Source organism: Burkholderia vietnamiensis LMG 10929, assembly GCF_000959445.1.
Classification (GTDB): Bacteria; Pseudomonadota; Gammaproteobacteria; order Burkholderiales; family Burkholderiaceae; genus Burkholderia; species Burkholderia vietnamiensis.
Map to the genome: position 1 here is coordinate 131,590 of NZ_CP009632.1, position 16,188 is coordinate 147,777.

The 16,188-nt window shown below is 67.8% G+C and carries 16 protein-coding genes; 12 read left to right on the plus strand and 4 right to left on the minus strand.

Annotated features, from left to right (window positions below):
• Nucleotides 1-14 precede the first annotated feature (14 nt).
• From AK36_RS25505 to AK36_RS34420, 8 genes are all read left to right on the plus strand, one after another.
• A complete protein-coding gene (locus tag AK36_RS25505) occupies nucleotides 15-845 on the plus strand; it encodes a glycosyltransferase family 2 protein (RefSeq protein ID WP_011879767.1) in 831 nt (276 codons plus the stop codon).
• Nucleotides 842-3,157 (plus strand): DUF4838 domain-containing protein, encoded by a 2,316-nt coding sequence (locus tag AK36_RS25510; RefSeq protein ID WP_045579542.1) that lies wholly within the window; start codon nucleotides 842-844, stop codon nucleotides 3,155-3,157. The genes AK36_RS25505 and AK36_RS25510 overlap by 4 nt, the downstream gene beginning before the upstream one ends.
• The gene (locus AK36_RS25515; protein WP_045579543.1) at nucleotides 3,154-5,805 is read left to right on the plus strand and encodes a polysaccharide pyruvyl transferase family protein; all 2,652 of its coding nucleotides are present in this window, start codon (nucleotides 3,154-3,156) and stop codon (nucleotides 5,803-5,805) included. Before AK36_RS25510 ends, AK36_RS25515 begins: the two co-directional genes overlap by 4 nt.
• Nucleotide 5,806: 1 nt before the next feature.
• Nucleotides 5,807-6,133, plus strand: coding sequence for an H-NS histone family protein (locus AK36_RS25520; protein ID WP_011879770.1), 327 nt, complete (start codon nucleotides 5,807-5,809; stop codon nucleotides 6,131-6,133).
• 84 nt (nucleotides 6,134-6,217) lie between these two features.
• On the plus strand, nucleotides 6,218-7,075 hold the full coding sequence (locus AK36_RS25525; RefSeq protein ID WP_011879771.1) for an IclR family transcriptional regulator: 858 nt from the start codon (nucleotides 6,218-6,220) through the stop codon (nucleotides 7,073-7,075).
• 504 nt (nucleotides 7,076-7,579) lie between these two features.
• Nucleotides 7,580-8,008 (plus strand): antitoxin Xre/MbcA/ParS toxin-binding domain-containing protein, encoded by a 429-nt coding sequence (locus tag AK36_RS25530; protein ID WP_011879772.1) that lies wholly within the window; start codon nucleotides 7,580-7,582, stop codon nucleotides 8,006-8,008.
• On the plus strand, nucleotides 8,005-8,478 hold the full coding sequence (locus AK36_RS25535; protein WP_011879773.1) for an RES family NAD+ phosphorylase: 474 nt from the start codon (nucleotides 8,005-8,007) through the stop codon (nucleotides 8,476-8,478). Before AK36_RS25530 ends, AK36_RS25535 begins: the two co-directional genes overlap by 4 nt.
• A 175-nt stretch (nucleotides 8,479-8,653) precedes the next feature.
• The gene (locus tag AK36_RS34420; protein WP_224383402.1) at nucleotides 8,654-8,860 is read left to right on the plus strand and encodes a hypothetical protein; all 207 of its coding nucleotides are present in this window, start codon (nucleotides 8,654-8,656) and stop codon (nucleotides 8,858-8,860) included.
• Nucleotides 8,861-8,869: 9 nt separating this feature from the next.
• Here the strand turns inward: AK36_RS34420 and AK36_RS31920 are convergent.
• Nucleotides 8,870-9,687, minus strand: a protein-coding gene (locus tag AK36_RS31920) for an IS5-like element ISBvi5 family transposase (RefSeq protein ID WP_106919368.1) whose coding sequence is annotated in 2 segments (ribosomal slippage) — nucleotides 8,870-9,339 and nucleotides 9,339-9,687 — 819 coding nt in all. Because the reading frame shifts where the segments join, the coding sequence is not laid out codon by codon here.
• 657 nt (nucleotides 9,688-10,344) lie between these two features.
• Here AK36_RS31920 and AK36_RS25545 point away from each other — a divergent pair.
• From AK36_RS25545 to AK36_RS25555, 3 genes are read left to right on the plus strand one after another with little or no spacing between them, the layout of a single operon-like run.
• Nucleotides 10,345-11,553: a paraquat-inducible protein A gene (locus AK36_RS25545; protein ID WP_011879775.1), complete on the plus strand. Its 1,209-nt coding sequence runs from the start codon at nucleotides 10,345-10,347 to the stop codon at nucleotides 11,551-11,553.
• Entirely contained in the window at nucleotides 11,550-12,845 is a 1,296-nt protein-coding gene (locus AK36_RS25550; RefSeq protein WP_011879776.1) for an MlaD family protein, read from the plus strand. Before AK36_RS25545 ends, AK36_RS25550 begins: the two co-directional genes overlap by 4 nt.
• On the plus strand, nucleotides 12,842-13,459 hold the full coding sequence (locus tag AK36_RS25555) for a PqiC family protein (protein WP_011879777.1): 618 nt from the start codon (nucleotides 12,842-12,844) through the stop codon (nucleotides 13,457-13,459). The genes AK36_RS25550 and AK36_RS25555 overlap by 4 nt, the downstream gene beginning before the upstream one ends.
• Nucleotides 13,460-13,817: 358 nt before the next feature.
• Here the strand turns inward: AK36_RS25555 and AK36_RS25560 are convergent, their stop codons facing one another.
• The gene (locus AK36_RS25560) at nucleotides 13,818-14,354 is read right to left on the minus strand and encodes a carboxymuconolactone decarboxylase family protein (RefSeq protein WP_011879778.1); all 537 of its coding nucleotides are present in this window, start codon (nucleotides 14,352-14,354) and stop codon (nucleotides 13,818-13,820) included.
• A 72-nt stretch (nucleotides 14,355-14,426) separates the two neighbouring features.
• Between AK36_RS25560 and AK36_RS25565 the strand changes: the two genes are divergently transcribed.
• A complete protein-coding gene (locus AK36_RS25565; protein WP_011879779.1) occupies nucleotides 14,427-15,464 on the plus strand; it encodes an AraC family transcriptional regulator in 1,038 nt (345 codons plus the stop codon).
• Nucleotides 15,465-15,518: 54 nt separating this feature from the next.
• On the opposite strand, the gene AK36_RS25570 is transcribed toward AK36_RS25565, so the two are convergent.
• Both AK36_RS25570 and AK36_RS25575 read right to left on the minus strand, forming a co-directional pair.
• The gene (locus tag AK36_RS25570; protein ID WP_043292574.1) at nucleotides 15,519-15,767 is read right to left on the minus strand and encodes a hypothetical protein; all 249 of its coding nucleotides are present in this window, start codon (nucleotides 15,765-15,767) and stop codon (nucleotides 15,519-15,521) included.
• Between the two features lie 114 nt (nucleotides 15,768-15,881).
• Nucleotides 15,882-16,136: an energy transducer TonB family protein gene (locus AK36_RS25575; protein WP_043292576.1), complete on the minus strand. Its 255-nt coding sequence runs from the start codon at nucleotides 16,134-16,136 to the stop codon at nucleotides 15,882-15,884.
• Between the last annotated feature and the right edge of the window lie 52 nt (nucleotides 16,137-16,188).

The window sequence follows — 16,188 nt, forward strand, 5'->3', positions numbered from 1 at the left end:
CGCGGGGTATCACGATGGAAACCGAAGGAAGAATCAGCGTCATCGTCGTCAACTACGGCACGCCCGACATGACGCTGCGATGCGTGGCGTCCTTGATCGCGTTGCGCGTCGCGCATGCCGGCGACATCGTCGTCGTCGAGAACGCGTCGCCGGACGACTCGTACGCGCGCTTGCGCGGCGAACTGCCGGGCGGCGTCCGGCTGCTGCGCGCGGCGTGTAATCGCGGCTTCGGCTCCGGCGTGAACTTCGGGATGGCCGCGTGCCGGCGCGACTACGTGCTGGTCGTGAACCCCGACACGCGCTTCGACGAGAACGGGCTCGCGAAGGTGCTCGACCTGTTCGACGCGTGCCCGCAGGCCGGCCTCGTCGGGCTCGACCTGCAGTATCCCGACGGCCGCCGCCAGTATTCGGCGCGCCGCTTCTACAGCTGGCTCGACATCCTCGCGCGGCGCACCGCGCTGGGCCGCTCCGACCGCTTTCGTGCGCGCGTCGACCGGCATCTGATGATCGACGCGTGGGCGTGCGGCAATCCGTTCGATGCCGAGTGGGTGATGGGAACGGGCTTCGTGGTGCGCCGCGAACTGTTCGAATCGCTCGGCGGGATGGACGAAGCGTATTTCCTCTACATGGAGGACGTCGACCTCTGCGCGCGAACCTGGCTCGCCGGCTATCGCGTGCTCGGGATGCCGGGCGTCACGCTCGTGCACGAGCATCAGCGGCAATCGGCCGCGAGCCCCGTATCGCGCGCCGGACGGCATCATCTGCGCAGCCTGTGGCGGTTCTATCGCAAGTTCCACGTGCCGCTCGCGTTGCCGCCCGGCGTGTCGCGGATCGCGCGGCAATGACGCGCCTGCCGTTCGCCGCGATCGCGGCGTGCATCGCGCTGGCCGCGCTATGCGGCAGCGTCGCGTCGGGCAGCGCCCACGCGCAGCGCGCGCCCGCGTCGCACGTCCGGCTCGCGCAGCACGGCGTCGCGCGCTACGTCGTGCGCGCCGGCGCGGCGGATGCCGTCACGCGTCATGCGGCGGACGAGATCGCCGATTACCTGTCGCGAATCAGCGGCGCGTCGTTCGCCGTGTCGAACGATGCGCCGGGCCGCACGCCGGCCATCGTCGTCGGCGGCGAGCATGCGGCGCGCCGCTGCGGCGACGCGGCGCTCGGCAGCGACGGCTTCGTGATCTGCCGCAGCGGCAGCGATCTCGTGATCGCCGGCGACACCGTGCGCGGCACGCTGTTCGGCGCGTACTGGTGGCTCGACCGCAGACTGGGCGTGAAATGGCTCGCGCCCGATGCGACCGAAGTGCCGCGGCAGCCCGAGCTGCAGGTCGAGACCACGCCCGTGCTGCAGATCCCGCGCTTCGCGTATCGCGAGGTGCTGAGCGCCGAGGGCGAGGACAAGGCGTTCCGTGCGCACAATCTGCTGAACGGCGAATCGCACGGGCCGTCGTATCGCCCGTCGCCACCCGGTATCGACATCTGGGATCACAGCTGGCTCGCGCGCGACGGCGAGGCCGATTTCTGGACGCTGGTGCCGCGCGACCGTCATGCGTCGGCTCACCCGTCGTGGTATGCCGGCGGGCAACTCGCGATGATGTCGGACGAGGTCCGCGCGACGATGGCCGCGGAGATCGTCAAGCGCCTGAAGCGTCGCGCCGACCCGACGCGCATCTGGTTCGGCATCCACGCGATGGACTGGGGCTGGGACCCCGACGACGCGAGCCGTGCGTTTGCGCACGCGCATGGCGATGCGCCGTCGGCGGCGTTCGTCGACCTGGTGCGCGACGTGTCGGAGCGCGTGCGCGCCGAGGTGCCCGGCGCGCGCTTCGCGATGCCGGCCTATCACTGGGGCTTCGCGCCGCCCGACGGCATGCTCGTCCCGGACCACGTGCGCGTGTACCCGATGACGATCCAGGTCGACTACAGCGCCGCACTGAACGACGCGCGCAACGCGCGGCTGCGCGACGGGCTCGTGCGATGGAACGAGATCGCGCAGCACGTGACCGTGTGGGACCACGTCGTGGACTTCGGCGGCTATCTGCAGCCGACGCCGAATCTTTATCCGATCGGCCGCAGCATCGCGTGGCTCGCGACGTTGCAGCACGTCGACGGCTACTTCGCGGAGGGCGACTGGCAGTCGCGCGGCGGCGAGTTCGCGAGCCTGCGCGTGTGGCTGATCGCGCGGCTGCTGTGGACGCCGACGGCCGACGCGCGCGCGCTCGTGCGCGAATACTGCGACGCGTATTACGGCGCGGCCGGCCCCGCCATCGTGCGCTACATCGACCGCATGCACGCCGCGCTGCGCGCGAGCGGCGACGTGCTCGCCGAGCAGACGCCGCTCGGCATGTCGATGTACACGTACGAGTTCGTGCGCGACTCGGAACGCGATTTCGACGCGGCCGCCCGCGTGGTCGACGGCGATGCGCTGCACGGCGCGCGCGTGCGGGCCGCGCGCATGCCCGTCGATTTTGTGATCCTCGCACTGCGCGATCGTTATGCGGCGCGCGCGGCGCAGGACGGCTGGGATCTCGCACTCGGCGCGCGGCGCGCGCGCCTCGACGCGGCGATTCAGGCGGCCGGCCTGCGCCAGTACCGGCAAAGCGGCGATCTCGCCGCACTCGATGCATTGCTCGACATCGACCGCCATCCGGTCGTCGCGCCGTCGATCGCGGCCGGCGTCGCCGCCGCCGACTGGCGGGCGATCGAGGTGTCGCGCGTGAATCTGTACGACAGCGCGCGGCTGGTGGCCGACGCCGCTGCGCCCGAGGGTGCGGCGATCGCGATTCGTGGCGATTCGGGCGTCTGGGCGGTCCAGCTGAAGCTCGACACGCTGCCGCGCGACGGGCGCTGGGATCTCTACGCGTCGGTGCGGCTGCCGGAACGCGGGGCGTCGGCGGCTGCCGTGCGCGTCGGCGCGTATCCGCCGATGACGCTGTACACCGACACGCCGGCCGGCATGCTCGACGACGCGCAGTTCCGCTGGCTGCCCGTCCTCGGCGGCCCGTTCGTTCACGACGTCGATCACGAACGCGGCATCTACGTTCATGGCGTCGGCTTCGCGCGCGGGCAGTCCGTGCGGGTCGGCGCGTTCGTCGCCATTCGTCATCGTGCGCCCGACGGCGCGCAGCCGCCGGCGCCACCCAAAGGAAGTGCTTCATGAAAGTCGCGATCGTTTCACCCGTTCCGCTGTTTCCGGTCAACGCCGGCAACCGCAGCCGCATCCTCAATCTGGCGCGCGCGGTGCGGTCGCTCGGCTGCGACGTGCACTTCGTCTACCTGGAGTCGCGGCAGACCGGCGGCATGGACCTCGACGCGCATCGCGACGAATTCGGCGCCGACCACGTGCAGGTACTGCATCGCACGGGCGTCGCGCTCGCGTGCTATCGGCTCAAGCGCGTCGCATGGCTCGTGCGTCGGCTGGCGGCGCAGGCGGTCGGCAGCCGTCACGCGTACTACACGGGGCTCGACGAACTGTTCAGCGACAGCTTCTCGTCGCAGCTGCGCGCGTTGCAGCGCCGTCATGCATTCGACGCCGTGTTCGTCGAATACGTGTTTTATTCGCGTGCGCTCGACGCGTTCCCCGACACGGTCGTGAAAGTGCTCGACACGCACGACATCTTCGCGGACCGGCACGTGCCGTTTATCGGTCGCGCGGGCGCGAAGCGCTACATGTTTTCGATTCCGCCGGAGCGCGAATGCGAAGGCTTGCGTCGCGCGCACGTCGCGCTGGCGATCCAAGCCGACGAAGGCGACGCGCTGGCCGCGCGCCTGGGCAGCGATGGCGCGCCGTCGGTCGCGGTACTGAGCCACTTGCTGGCGTTCCCGCCGCAGGTGGACTGCGCGCCGCATGCCGACGCGACCTTCGTCGGCAGCGACAACCAGCCGAATCGCGACGCCATGCAGTATTTCGTCGACGAGATCCTGCCGCACGTTGTCGCGCGGCTGCCGGCGTTTCGCGTGCATCTGGCCGGCACGATCGCCGCGGCCGTGCCCGACGGCGCGCACGTCGTCAAGCGCGGCCCGGTCGCCGAGCTCGGCGATGCGTTCGCGTGCGCGCCGATCTCGATCAACCCGATGCTGCTCGGCACCGGCATCAACATCAAGCTGCTCGAAAGCATGGCGCTCGGCGTGCCGACCGTCAGCACGCAAACGGGCGCGCGCGGCCTCGGCGAGCACGCGGCGGGCGGCGTCACGATCGTGCCCGATGCGGACCCGCGCGCTTTCGCCGATGCGCTCGTCCGTCTCGCGACGGATCGCGCTCATCGCGTCGCACAGGGCGCGGCGGCGCGCGATGCCGCGCGCGCATGGCACGACGCGCAGTTGCGCGTGCTGCGCGAAACGCTCGCACATCGCGCGTGCGCGCGTGCGCTTGCACCTTCCACCATCCAGAGGAAACCGGACATGTCGAAACTGGCGGATCTGAAGCAGCGGCTGCGCGTGTGGCTGTACGTGAAGCGATTGACCGCGCAATGGCGCCGCGAGGCCGCACGCTGCGTCGCGCGCGACGATGCGGCGGCCGGCGCGCATCTGCTGATACTGCCGTGCGATCCGTGGACGCTGGTCGGCTCGAAAGGCGACGAGGCGATGCTGAGCGCGGTGGTCGAACGGTTGCGGGCAGCCAACCGCGCGTTGCGGGTCTCGGTCGTCACGGCCACGCCGCAGGCCGCGCAGGCCGCGACGCGGATGGGCTTTCGCGCGGTCGACGCATGGCGCGAGCCGTGGCGGCTCACCGACACGGTCGAACGGCTCGCGGCGCTGCGCCCGAGCGCGCTGGTCATCATCGGCGCCGACGTGATGGACGGCTACTACTCGCCGATGACGTCGCTGCGTCTGCTCGCGACGGCCGATCTGCTGGTTCGGCGCGGCGTGCGCGGCACGATTCTCGGCTTCAGCTTCAACGCCCGGCCGTACCGGCCGTTGCGGCACGCGTTCGATTGCCTCGACGCGCGGCTGCTGGTCAACGTTCGTGACGACGTGTCGCTCGACCGATTCAGGCGTTTCAGCTCGGCGCCCGCGACGCTCGTCGCGGATTCGGCGTTCATGCTGGAGCCGGATCACGCTTCGGACAGCGTGCGGGACACCGCCGCATGGATCGACGCACGGCGCGCGGTCGGCGATGTCGTGATCGCGTTCAATCTGCATCCGATGCTGATCCGTGGCGCCAGCGACGCCGACATCGCCGCGCTGGTCGCGGCGGCGCAGCACGCGCTTCGCGCGATCGCGGCGCAACGAGGGCTCGGCGTCGTGCTGCTGTCGCACGACTATCGCGGCCGCGACGGCGACGACACGTGCCTCGAGCCGCTGCATCGCGCGTTGGCCGCGGCGTTGGGCGAGCGGCTTTGCTATCCGCGCGCGCGCATGTCGGCGGCCCAGCTGAAGGCGATCGCGGGGCAGGTAGACGGCGTGGTGACGGGCCGCATGCATCTGGCGATCGCGAGCCTCGGGATGGGCGTGCCGGTCGCGGCGCTCACCTATCAGGACAAGTTCCAGGGGCTGTTCCGCCATTTCGGCTTGTCCGACGCCTTCCTGCTGAAGCCCGCCGATGCGATGCGCGCGACGCGTCTCGCGGCGGTGCTGGAGCGGTTCGTGGCGGCGCTGCCGCAACTGCGCGAGCAGGTGCGTGCCGCGCTGCCGCGCGTGAAGGACGCGTCGCTGCGCAATCTGCGCGGCATGATCGGCGAGGTCGACGAGATCGACGCGATCGAGCCGTCGTGCGCGGCGGCCTTGCCCGTTGGTCTCCATTCCAAGCCGCGCACGAGCACCGGCGCGCTCGCCCCTCAACCTGTCGAGTTTTCCCGGAACGCATGACATGACGCATCCGACCATACGCGAGCTGCAGCGGCAGCTCGGTCAATTGAACCTGATCGTCGAAGAAGCGCGGCAAAAGGAGAAGCAGGCGCGGCTGAACGAAATTGCGGCGCACGTGCGTGAGTTCGGCATCACCGAAATCGAACTACTGCGTGCGGCCGGTTTCGTCAAGGCGGGGAAGCAGAAGGCGCCGGCGAAATACTACGATCCCGACACCGGCCGCGCGTGGTCGGGCAAGGGCGCGCGCCCCGGCTGGCTGGCCGGCAAGAATCTCGACGACTACCTGATCAGGACGACCCCACAGCCGTGGTGGCCGGAAACGCCTTGAGCGCGCTCCCGCTGCCGATGTCCGGGTATCGCGCGGCCGCGCGCCGTGCGAATCGAACGACCACCTTAAAGGGTAATGGCTGACATGCGCAATCCAGAGACGGACCCGAGCGATTCGGGCAATCCGGTGCGCCGGAAGAAGGTGAACTATCGCGCGCCGGCGCTCGAGAAGGGGCTCGATATCCTCGAATTGCTGATCGATCGGCAGTACGGCATGGCGCAGGCGGACATCTGCCGCGCGCTCAAGCGCAGCCGCAGCGAGCTGTACCGGATGATGCAGGTGCTCGAGGAGCGCGGCTACATCTACCGGATCGATCGCCACGACCGCTATGCGCTGACGATGAAGCTGTATTTTCTCGGCCAGCATCACGCGCCGACGCGCTCGCTCGGCGCCCTCGTCACGCCGGCAATGCAGGAGTTCACGCTGCAGACCGTGCAGTCGTGCTACCTGACGGTGTTCGACGGCGACACGATGATCGTCATTGCCGCCGCCGACGCCGAGACGGAGTGGAACATCGCGGTTCGCGTCGGCACGCGCGTGCCGTTGCAGGGCAGCGCGGCCGGCGAGATGTACGGGGCGCTGCAGGGTGATGATGCGCGGTCCCGCTTGCTGCGGGCGGGCGCGCGAGCAGTCGGCTTGCCGGGCGCGTCGGGCCACGATGAGGCGGCGGCATCGCGTTGGGCGGACGGATGCATCCGCCGCCCGAACGCGCGCATTGCGGGCGTCACGGATATCGCGACGCCGATCGTCGACAAGACCGGTGCGGCCATCGCGATCCTCGCATGTCCGTACTTGACGCATCCTGACGATGCCGGCGCCATGCCGGTCGAGCAGGTGGGCGTCGCACTGTACGAGACGGCGCGGCGGATTGCCGCGACGGTCGACCAGCGGTTCATGCAATCGGCGGTCGAGACGCCCGCGCGGCGCGCGACGTGCGCATGATGCCGGCGTGACATGCAGTGCGCCGGCGGTCGCGCGCGATCGCCGGCTTCCCGTCGTGGGCGACACGATCGTCGGCAAGCGGCCGCTCGCCACGACGGCCCGCATAAATCAGAGTTCTACGATATCTACACGCGTTCGCCGTCGATAGCATGCGGGTGTGGTGCTTCATTGGTTCGACAGAAATCGGGCGATGCGGAGATTGACGTTTCGCATAGAGGACCAAGCTGTTCATCGAATGCTCCCGATACGTCGATGGCTGAAGTCTCGCACATCTCCCGTCCGGTATTCTAGGAATCAGTATTTGACGATATGAATGATGAAATGAATATATATCAAGGGTTTATACGATTTTTTCGGCCAATTTTTTGGTAAATGAGCAGCACTGATCCGTATCAACGTGGCGACCGGCGAGGGGGCGGCGCCTCCCGACGATCAAGAACATCTTGCAAAAGGTATCATTTGCGCTACAATCGGGTATCAACTGATACCTGTTGGGGAGTCGCCATGTCACTTGTTACCCCTGAAGCCGTGGCTGCGGTCATGGAACTGCGGCCGCTCCCGCATACGCTGGCGGAGCTGGAAGCGCTTGTGCGTGGTGGCCTGCCGAAGTCCGCGCTGCGCGCCGGCGTCGAGCACGCGACGCAAGGCGCCGACGCTCGCCGGGCACTCCTCGCCCGCATCATCCCCGAAGCGACCTACAAGCGCCGCCGCGATCGGCTAACGCAAGATGAATCGGAGAAGACGGAGCGTCTGGCCCGGATCGTCGCGACGACCACCTACGTCTGGAACGACGAAGAGGACGCGCGGGAATTCCTGTCGACGCCGCACCCTGAACTTGAAGGGCGGGCGCCGCTCGATGTCGCGCTCACCGAGCTCGGTGCGCGCCGGGTCGAAGAACTGCTCTGGAAACTGTTCTACGGGCTGCCTGCATGAAGTTGTTCCGTATCGCAGACACGCGACGCACGATCTGGAGCGGCACCGGCGCGATGCTGGTCGGTGGCCGCTTCAACAGTCCGGGCCGGCCCGTCATCTATGCGGCGTCGACTTTTGCGGGTGCGATGCTCGAGGTGCTGGTGCATGCGCGCATCGGCAAGGTGCCGAAAACACACGGATGGGTCGAAGCAAGTGTTCCCGACGACGTCAGCATCGAACGCCATACGGCCGAAACGTTGCCGGACGGATGGGACGCGGCGGCACTTCAGGCAGCACGTCAGTTTGGCGACGCATGGATGACCGAGATGCGTACCGCGCTCCTGATTGTCCCGTCGGTCGTGGTCCGTGCAGAGTTCAACGTGCTGGTGAATCCCGCGCACCCGGATGCAACGCGAATCGTTGTGACTGATCCGCAGCCCGTGGTGTGGGACGAACGCCTCTTTGTGATGCCACCGGCCGGGCAGTCTTAGATTCACGATGGCAGTCTGCTAACCTTACCTCGACGCCTTTCTCCTGGAGACAGGAACGACTACGACGTTGCCGCTGGTTTCATTCGCACTCCAACCCAGTTTGCCGCCCGAGTGGGTTCCTAAGCCGCTCGCGCAATTCGTGGCGAATTGCGTGCCGGGATTAACGAAGCGGCAGTTGCTGGCTCGCACCGCACGGCTCGGTTGGAAGCCGAGTTGGGAGCCGATCCCGAAGCTGAAGCGAGACGACATCGAGGCGTACGGCTTCGGGCTCACGATTGACGGGGTAGGCGTACCGCTCATTGCACGCATGCGCATAGCTGCGAAAGATGTGATGCCGATCAAGGTGCCGGAGCGGGATCCGCGGCAGATGAGTCTTTTCTAAGAGGCCAGTTCAAAAAGACTGCTCGATGCGCCTGAAGATGTTCCAACAGACAAGCGAGCAACCGAGTTTCAGGAATGCTTCGTGAATGTCAGGCCGCCGCTCGAAGCGAGTGCGTAGGCGACGAAAACTGTGGAGCCAGGAGTGAGTGCGTTCGACCACCCAACGATACTTGCCGAGTCCGCTGCCGTGTCGGGTCCGGCGCTTCGCGATCACTGGCTGGATACCGCGATTGCGCAGGGCTCGCCGATGCCGCTCGGAGTCGTATCTGCGATTGGCGTAGACCACGCGAGGCCGTTGAATCGGGTGGCCGCGCAGGCCGCGAATCGATGGAATCGCGTCGATCAGCGGCAGCAACTGCGTAACATCGTTGACGTTGGCGCCAGTCAGGATCGCGGCGAGAGGTGTGCGGTTGGCGTCGGTGACGATGTGGTGCTTGGAGCCGGGTCGCGCACGATCAGTGGGGTTCGGGCCAGTTTTTGGCCCGCCCCAACAGCCCGTACCGATGATGAATCGACGGCGGCACGTGAAAAATCGATCTGGCCGGCCGCCTGCAGTTTGGCGAGCAATAGTTCGTGGAGGCGATTCCACACACCGGCTTCGTGCCAGTCGCGAAGTCGGCGCCAACAGGTTGCCCCCGAACCGAAGCCGAGCTGGGTTGGCAGATGGTTCCATCGAATGCCGGTCTTGAGCACGAACAGGATGCCGTTCAATGTCGCCCGATTCGGAACCGGAAACTGTCCTGGATTCTTCGTTCGCCGCGGTTTCGGCGGCGGGAGTAATGGCTCGATGAGTATCCACAATTCGTCATCAACGATCGGCGCTTGCATCCCTCATGATCCTGTTGCTCAGATGCTTGAGGTTAACAGGTCGCCGGTGAAGTTAACAGCGCCTCGAGAGTCTTTTTGAACTGGCCTCTTAGCGGAATACTTGATTGGTCGACCGCGGCTGGATCGATTGAGCGGCGCGTGACCGTGCGCATGAATCGTTGCGCCTAGAAATGACGACAGGGTCGTGGGCGATGCCCGGCGTCGCGGGCGCGGCCAGCGAGTTCATCAACGACGGGTCCACGTCAATCGACGGGTTGGTGCTGAAGTCGGTTCATGTCCACATAACGACGCATATTCGGTTCAAATCTCCGTGCTTGTTCGATTGTAATAGCCACCGCCACCGCCACCGCCACCGCCACCGCCACCGCCAACCAGCAAGCGGTTACCGGTTACCGCCACGCCCCAGGTACATACCTTGCTGCCCTACACCCCAATGACGGCAGGCGCGCATGCAGCGTTGCCCGCCGTGTATTTTCGCGCCGCACGGGTAGAGCTCGGCACGCGCACCCGCCGCGGTTCCGCGGCGCTGTTGCAACCTAATCGAACGGGAGAACGCATGACGACGATCATCACGCGCGACCGCCTGCCCGCGTCGTGCAGGTTTTGCCACCGGGCGTGTCATTGCGCGCATCGCGCGCCCACCGGCGCTGCCGTCGCATGACCACGATCGGTTGCCCTACGTGCGGGACGCTCGACCATATCCCGCCGATCGACGCACACGCGCTGGCGCGCTGCAGACGTTGCCACGCGACGCTCGAACGCCGCCGCGGCCGCAGCGTGGAGGCCGCGCTCGCCTGTACGACGGCGACCTTCGTGCTGTTGTTTCCCGCCAACCTCGCACCGCTGATGACGGTCACGATGCTGGGCGCGTCGCATTCCTCGGTGCTCGCGTCGGGCATCGTGTCGATGTGGAACGACGGCTGGGTGATCCTGGCCGTGTTGCTCGGGATGTTCGGCATCGTGCTGCCGTTCGCGCGCTTCGGCGGCCTGATGCTGGTGCTGGCCGCGATTGGCTTCGGCTGGCGGTTCTCCGGTATCGGCGCGGTGTTCCGTTGGTCGCTCGCACTCGACGCTTGGGCAATGCCGGACGTGTACCTCGTCGGCTGCATCATCGGCTACGTGCGCGTCACGCACAGTGTCACCGGCTCGATCGGCGCAGGCGGCTATTGCCTGATCGCGGTCGGCCTGATGTCGATGCTCACGCGCGCGTCGCTCGACCGGCGCACCGTGTGGCGGGCCATCGAAGCCGATCGGCGTCCGTCGCGCGGCGAGGCCGTGCTGTCGTGTGCCGGTTGCGACATGGTGCAGCCATACGCGTGCGCCGGGCGGTCGTGTTCGCGTTGCGGGCTGACGCTGCGCGCGCGCCGGGTCGCGGCGCTTTCGCGCGCGAGCGCGCTCTCGCTGGCGGCGCTCGTGCTGACCGTGCCGGCCAACCTGTTGCCGATGACAACGTCGATCCAGCTCGGACGCGTGCACACGCACCGCATCGTCGACGGCGTCATGCAGCTCTTTCACGTCGGCCTATGGCCGTTCGGCATCTTGACGTTCATCACGAGCATCGTGATCCCGGTCGCGAAGATCGTCGGCATGGGCTGGTTCGTCGCGTCCGTGCTGCGGCGATCGCGCCGGCATTTGCGCTTGAAGGTGCGCCTCTACCGCTGGATCGACGAACTCGGCCGGTGGTCGAACGTCGACGTCTTCACGATCGCGGCGTTCGTTCCGTTGATCCGCTTCGACGGCGTCGCGTCCGCGCAGCCGGCTACCGGCGCCACCGCATTCGCGCTCGTGGTGTTCCTGACCATGCTCGCGTCGCGCGCCTTCGATCCGCGCCTGATGTGGGACCGCCCCGACCGGAGGACTCGATGAACCCGCCGCGCATCCGTCGCTCGCGCGCCGAGGTGCGGCACAGTCGTTGGCCGGGATTGATCTGGGCGGTACCCGTCGCCACGCTGGCCGTGGTCGGATGGCTCGGGATACGGGCGCTCGCGCAGGGCGGGGAAAGCGTCACCGTGATGTTTTCCGACGCGCACGGAATGAAAGTCGACGATACCGACGTGACGCTGCGCGGCGTGAAGGTCGGCAAGGTCGCGGGCATCGCGTTGTCGCCCGACGGCCGGCATGTGGAGGTCGAGTTGAAGATCGATCGCGCGCAGCAGAAGTATCTGCTCAGCGGCACGCGCTTTTTCCTGCGCGGTGCGCAGCCGGACATGAGCGACCCGACCTCGCTGCGCGCGCTCGTCGTCGGGCCGGAAATCGTGATGGAGCCGGGCGCCGGCGCCCCGGCGCGGCACTTCGACGGCACCGAGCGCCGCCCGGCGCTCGCGCCCGAGCATGGGCCGGTGGTGCCGTACTTGATTCGGTTCGCCGGTGCGGCCGGCGAGCTGAAGGACGGCGCGCCGGTGAAACTGCGCGGCTTCCAGGTCGGCACGGTCACGCGCGTGCGGCTGAGTTACGACGCCGCCACCGGGCAGCTCGGCACGCCGGTGCAGATCGCGCTCGAACCGTCGGCGCTCGGCATCACCGGCGTGCATCCGCCGGCCGACGGCAACTGGCGGCCCATCGTCGACGGCATGCTCGAACGGCTCGTCGCCCGCGGGCTGCGCGCGCGGCTGGTGCAGGATCCGCCGCTCGTCGGCCCGCGCATGGTCAGCCTCGATTTCGTCGCCGGCGCTTCGGCGGCCGCGTTTTCCGGTGGCGCCGGCCCGGCGGAGATTCCGAGCGTCGCGTCGGCCGACTTCGGTGCGATCGCCGCGCGCGCCAACGCGATCGCCGGCAAGCTCGACGCGCTGCCGATCAAGGAGACCGGCGACGACGTGCGCGCGATCGCGGCGCGGCTCAATGCGCTGACCGCATCGCCGCAGATCCGCGACAGCCTCGCGCATCTCGACCGATCGGTCGCGCAGATCGACCGCACGCTGCAGCAGGTGTCGCCGCAGATCGGTCCGCTCGTCGCGCAGCTGCGCGACGCCGCGAACAGCGCCGACCAGGCCGCAGCCGCAGCCAGCCGGACGCTCGGCGACGACGCCACCACGCAGACCGGCGTGCCCGCAGTGTTGCGCGAACTCGCCGATACCGCCCGTTCGGTGCGTGCGCTGGCCGACTATCTCGACCGACATCCCGAAGCGCTCGTGCGCGGCAGAGCGAAGGAGAAGCCATGATCCGTCGATCGAAGCGACGGGCCGGCGACGCAGCGGCGCCGGCCCCGATGAAATGGGCGGTCGTTGCGCTGGCCGCCGTGCTCGCCGGATGCGGGCACAGCCCGCCGACGCGCTATGTGGCGTTGAGTGCGACGCCGGCTACATCGATCCGCGCGGACGAGCCCATCGAGCCGGTACAACTGACTGCCGTGCACGTGCCGGCGGAGCTCGACCGGCCCGAGGTCGTCGTGCAGCGCTCGGCGAACCGTGTCTGGATCGACGAAGGCGCGCGCTGGGCCGGGCCGCTCGACCGGATGATGCGGCGCACGCTCGCGCAGGACCTGCTGACGCGCCTGCCGCCGGGAGCCGTCGTCCTGCCGGATGCGCCGCGGCCGCCCGACACGCGCACGCTCGTCGTCACGGTGCTGGACGTGCATGCGGACGACGGCGGCACGTTGACGTTGGAGGCCGCATGGACGGTGTTGGCGGGCCGGCCCGAGCGCGTGAGCGCGAGCCGCGAGACGACCTTGACCGCATCGTTGACGCAGCACGGCGCGGCCGCGCAGGCCGCCGCGCTGAGCGCGATTCTGGGGCGCCTCGCGGACCAGATCGCGGCCGGGCTGCCGCCACGCTGAGCGGACGCGAGCCGGCCTGCACGGTGGCCCGACCATTGGTGGACGGGCCGACACCGATCGAACGATCACATCCGCACCGGTGCCGCTCGCCACGCAGCGACGATCGGCTTGCGGCGGCCGGTCAGCAGGGGACGCACGCGGCAAATTCAGTGCGCGTCGATCGAAAGCGTTCCCCGTCTTGATCGTTACTGGCGTTTGAGACTTTGCGGATCGACCTGTGTGATCCGCAGCGCGTGACAGAGGCGGTATCGAAGTGCGGCGCCGCCAGCCAGCACATTCCGCCGGCGACACGGGCCTCACGATCGAACGCAGTCGGATCGACTGCGTTCGACCGCCGCGCCTGCACACCGACGCGCCATTACGCCACGGCCGGGAAATCGAGCGTCGTATCGTTGACGCGATTGACCAGGTTCGTGAACGTGATCGACGCGATCGCCAGGCTGATCTCGATCAGCTGGCGCTCCGTGTAACCGGCGGCGCGCACGGCGTCGACGGCCGCCTCGGGCACCGTGCCGCGCGTGCCGACCAGCGTACGCACATAGGTCACCAGCGCGTCGCGCTTGGCGTCGCCGGTGGCCGCGCCGACGCGCACCTGCTTCATGGCGTCGCTCGACAGTCCGGCCAGCTTGCCCATCAGCGTATGCGCGGCGACACAATAGTCACAGCCCACGTGTTCGCTGACCGCCAGCTTGATGACTTCGATGTCGGCCTTGCCGAGCGTGCCGGCAGCCACGACCGCGTCGAACGCGAGCGCCGCGCCGAGGGCTTCGGGGCTGTGCGTGCCGATGGTGGCGTACGCATTGGGCACCTTGCCGACGGCCTTCTTGATCTTCGCGAACACTTCCGCTGCCGCGCCGGTGGCTTCTTCAGGGCGAATGGTGGTGAGACGGGACATGATCGACTCCTTCGTTCAGTTGAGTGGTTGAACTGCTTAGCCATGTCGTATGGCATGGGAGTCAGTGTAGGGATGCAGGCCGAGTTTTTTAATGCCATACTTGTGCAAATTCATGCTCAAACGTCTCATATGGACATGCTGGACCGATTGCTGTCGATGATGCCGGTCACCGGCCGGCTGGACGTACGGTGCCATTTCGGTTCGCCGTGGCGCATCGACCATCCCGAGTCGAACGAGCGGGAGCTTCCGTATCACATCCTGTTGCGCGGCGAGGCTGTCGTCGAAGGCGAGACGGGCGGCGCGGACGAACCGACGCTCCGAATGAAGGCCGGCGACATCGTGGTGTTCCCGTCCGGCAGTGCGCACCGGCTGCACGACGGCAGCGGCGACGCGCCGCGCGCGGTGCAAGAGCGGCACCGCAACGGCCTGACCATTACGACGAACGGCGGCGCCGACGCGAGCATCGACGTGCTGTGCGGGCGCTTCGTGCTGCCGGCCGTCCCGCAGCAGTTGCTGCGCGACCATCTGCCTCGGCGTCTGATCGTGAGCAGCGTCGCCGCCGGCGATGGACAGACGCGCGACGCCGCGTTTGCCGCCACGCGGCTTGCGCGGGTCATCGAATTGATGCGTGAGGAAGCGCTGGAGCAACGTGCCGGCAGCGCGGCGGTGGTCGATCATCTGTCCGGCGCGCTGTTCGCGTTGACGCTGCGCAGTGCGTCCGAGTCCGGTCACGCGCCGCGTGGGCTGCTCGCGCTGGCGCAACGCCATCGGCTGCAGCCGGCGCTCACCGCGATGTTCGACGAGCCGGAAAAGCCCTGGACGCTGGCGCAGCTGGCGGAGCGCTGCCACATGTCGCGCGCGACGTTCGCACGCCACTTCGACGAGGCGATCAGCCGCTCGGCGACCGATGTGCTGACGGAAATCCGCATGGCGCTTGCCGGGCGCAAGCTGGCGCAAACGACGATGTCCGTCGCGGAGATCGGCGAGACGGTCGGATATCGGTCGGAGGCTGCGTTCCAACGCGTGTTCAAACGGCAGGTGGGGATGACGCCGGCGAAGTGGCGCATGCAAGCGACGAGAATCGCGGCGCCGGAAGCGCGGTCGTCCTGACGGACGGTGCAACCATCCATCCATAACGTGGGCGAACGCGCTGGAAGCATCGAGTCAGGCGACTGCTCGCAACGCTTGGAGGTCCTCCTTGATTCGATCGCGCGAACCTGCGGCATCGCAGTCGAGCGCGCGCGGCCAGTCGAAGTCGATGACGGCGGCCCCGCTCCGATCCGGCTCGGCAACAAGACCATCAAGCAGATTCGCAAACTGCGTCACGTCCTGGCGATCGATACCGTACTGAATTACGACGAAGTCCTGGTAAAGCTCAGTGCCATCAGTGAAGCGCGCAATTGTATGGTCCATTCGGCAGGGCGAGTACCAGGCGCATTGACGTGATGAACCGCCGCCAAACGCATCCGGCCACGACCGGACGATACTTATCGACTGCTTACGAGCATGCCGCGCAACGTCGGCACCTCAGTCGACGTCGTAGTTGAGATCGTGCCACCGCTGCGACGTGCCGCCTCCTGAACCCAGCTGACCGCGTGGAAAGCGCATGACGGCGATTGCATGGAGGGCGCGCTCGTCGCCGACCGGGTCGCCACAACTTCGGCGGACCTTCAGGTCGCGCACCCGACCTTCGTCGTCGAGCCAGACGCGCACCAAGACCCTTCGGCGGCCGTTGCCGGTTTGCGGTGTTGCACGCGATAGCATGCGGTCAAGAAGCGACATGTAATTCCTCTGCATTGATAGGGCCGGCCGGACTTGAGCCGGCGGCCAGTCG

What these genes read in the sequence shown, in the direction of transcription:
- AK36_RS25545 (WP_011879775.1), top strand. Translation starts at nt 10,345, where the DNA reads ATGACCACGATCGGTTGCCCTACGTGCGGGACGCTCGACCATATCCCG.
- AK36_RS25575 (WP_043292576.1), bottom strand. Translation starts at nt 16,136, where the DNA reads ATGTCGCTTCTTGACCGCATGCTATCGCGTGCAACACCGCAAACCGGC.
- AK36_RS25510 (WP_045579542.1), top strand. Translation starts at nt 842, where the DNA reads ATGACGCGCCTGCCGTTCGCCGCGATCGCGGCGTGCATCGCGCTGGCC.
- AK36_RS25535 (WP_011879773.1), top strand. Translation starts at nt 8,005, where the DNA reads ATGAAGTTGTTCCGTATCGCAGACACGCGACGCACGATCTGGAGCGGC.
- AK36_RS25560 (WP_011879778.1), bottom strand. Translation starts at nt 14,354, where the DNA reads ATGTCCCGTCTCACCACCATTCGCCCTGAAGAAGCCACCGGCGCGGCA.
- AK36_RS25550 (WP_011879776.1), top strand. Translation starts at nt 11,550, where the DNA reads ATGAACCCGCCGCGCATCCGTCGCTCGCGCGCCGAGGTGCGGCACAGT.
- AK36_RS25565 (WP_011879779.1), top strand. Translation starts at nt 14,427, where the DNA reads ATGCAGGCCGAGTTTTTTAATGCCATACTTGTGCAAATTCATGCTCAA.
- AK36_RS25570 (WP_043292574.1), bottom strand. Translation starts at nt 15,767, where the DNA reads ATGGACCATACAATTGCGCGCTTCACTGATGGCACTGAGCTTTACCAG.
- AK36_RS25505 (WP_011879767.1), top strand. Translation starts at nt 15, where the DNA reads ATGGAAACCGAAGGAAGAATCAGCGTCATCGTCGTCAACTACGGCACG.
- AK36_RS25515 (WP_045579543.1), top strand. Translation starts at nt 3,154, where the DNA reads ATGAAAGTCGCGATCGTTTCACCCGTTCCGCTGTTTCCGGTCAACGCC.
- AK36_RS25530 (WP_011879772.1), top strand. Translation starts at nt 7,580, where the DNA reads ATGTCACTTGTTACCCCTGAAGCCGTGGCTGCGGTCATGGAACTGCGG.
- AK36_RS25555 (WP_011879777.1), top strand. Translation starts at nt 12,842, where the DNA reads ATGATCCGTCGATCGAAGCGACGGGCCGGCGACGCAGCGGCGCCGGCC.
- AK36_RS25525 (WP_011879771.1), top strand. Translation starts at nt 6,218, where the DNA reads ATGCGCAATCCAGAGACGGACCCGAGCGATTCGGGCAATCCGGTGCGC.
- AK36_RS25520 (WP_011879770.1), top strand. Translation starts at nt 5,807, where the DNA reads ATGACGCATCCGACCATACGCGAGCTGCAGCGGCAGCTCGGTCAATTG.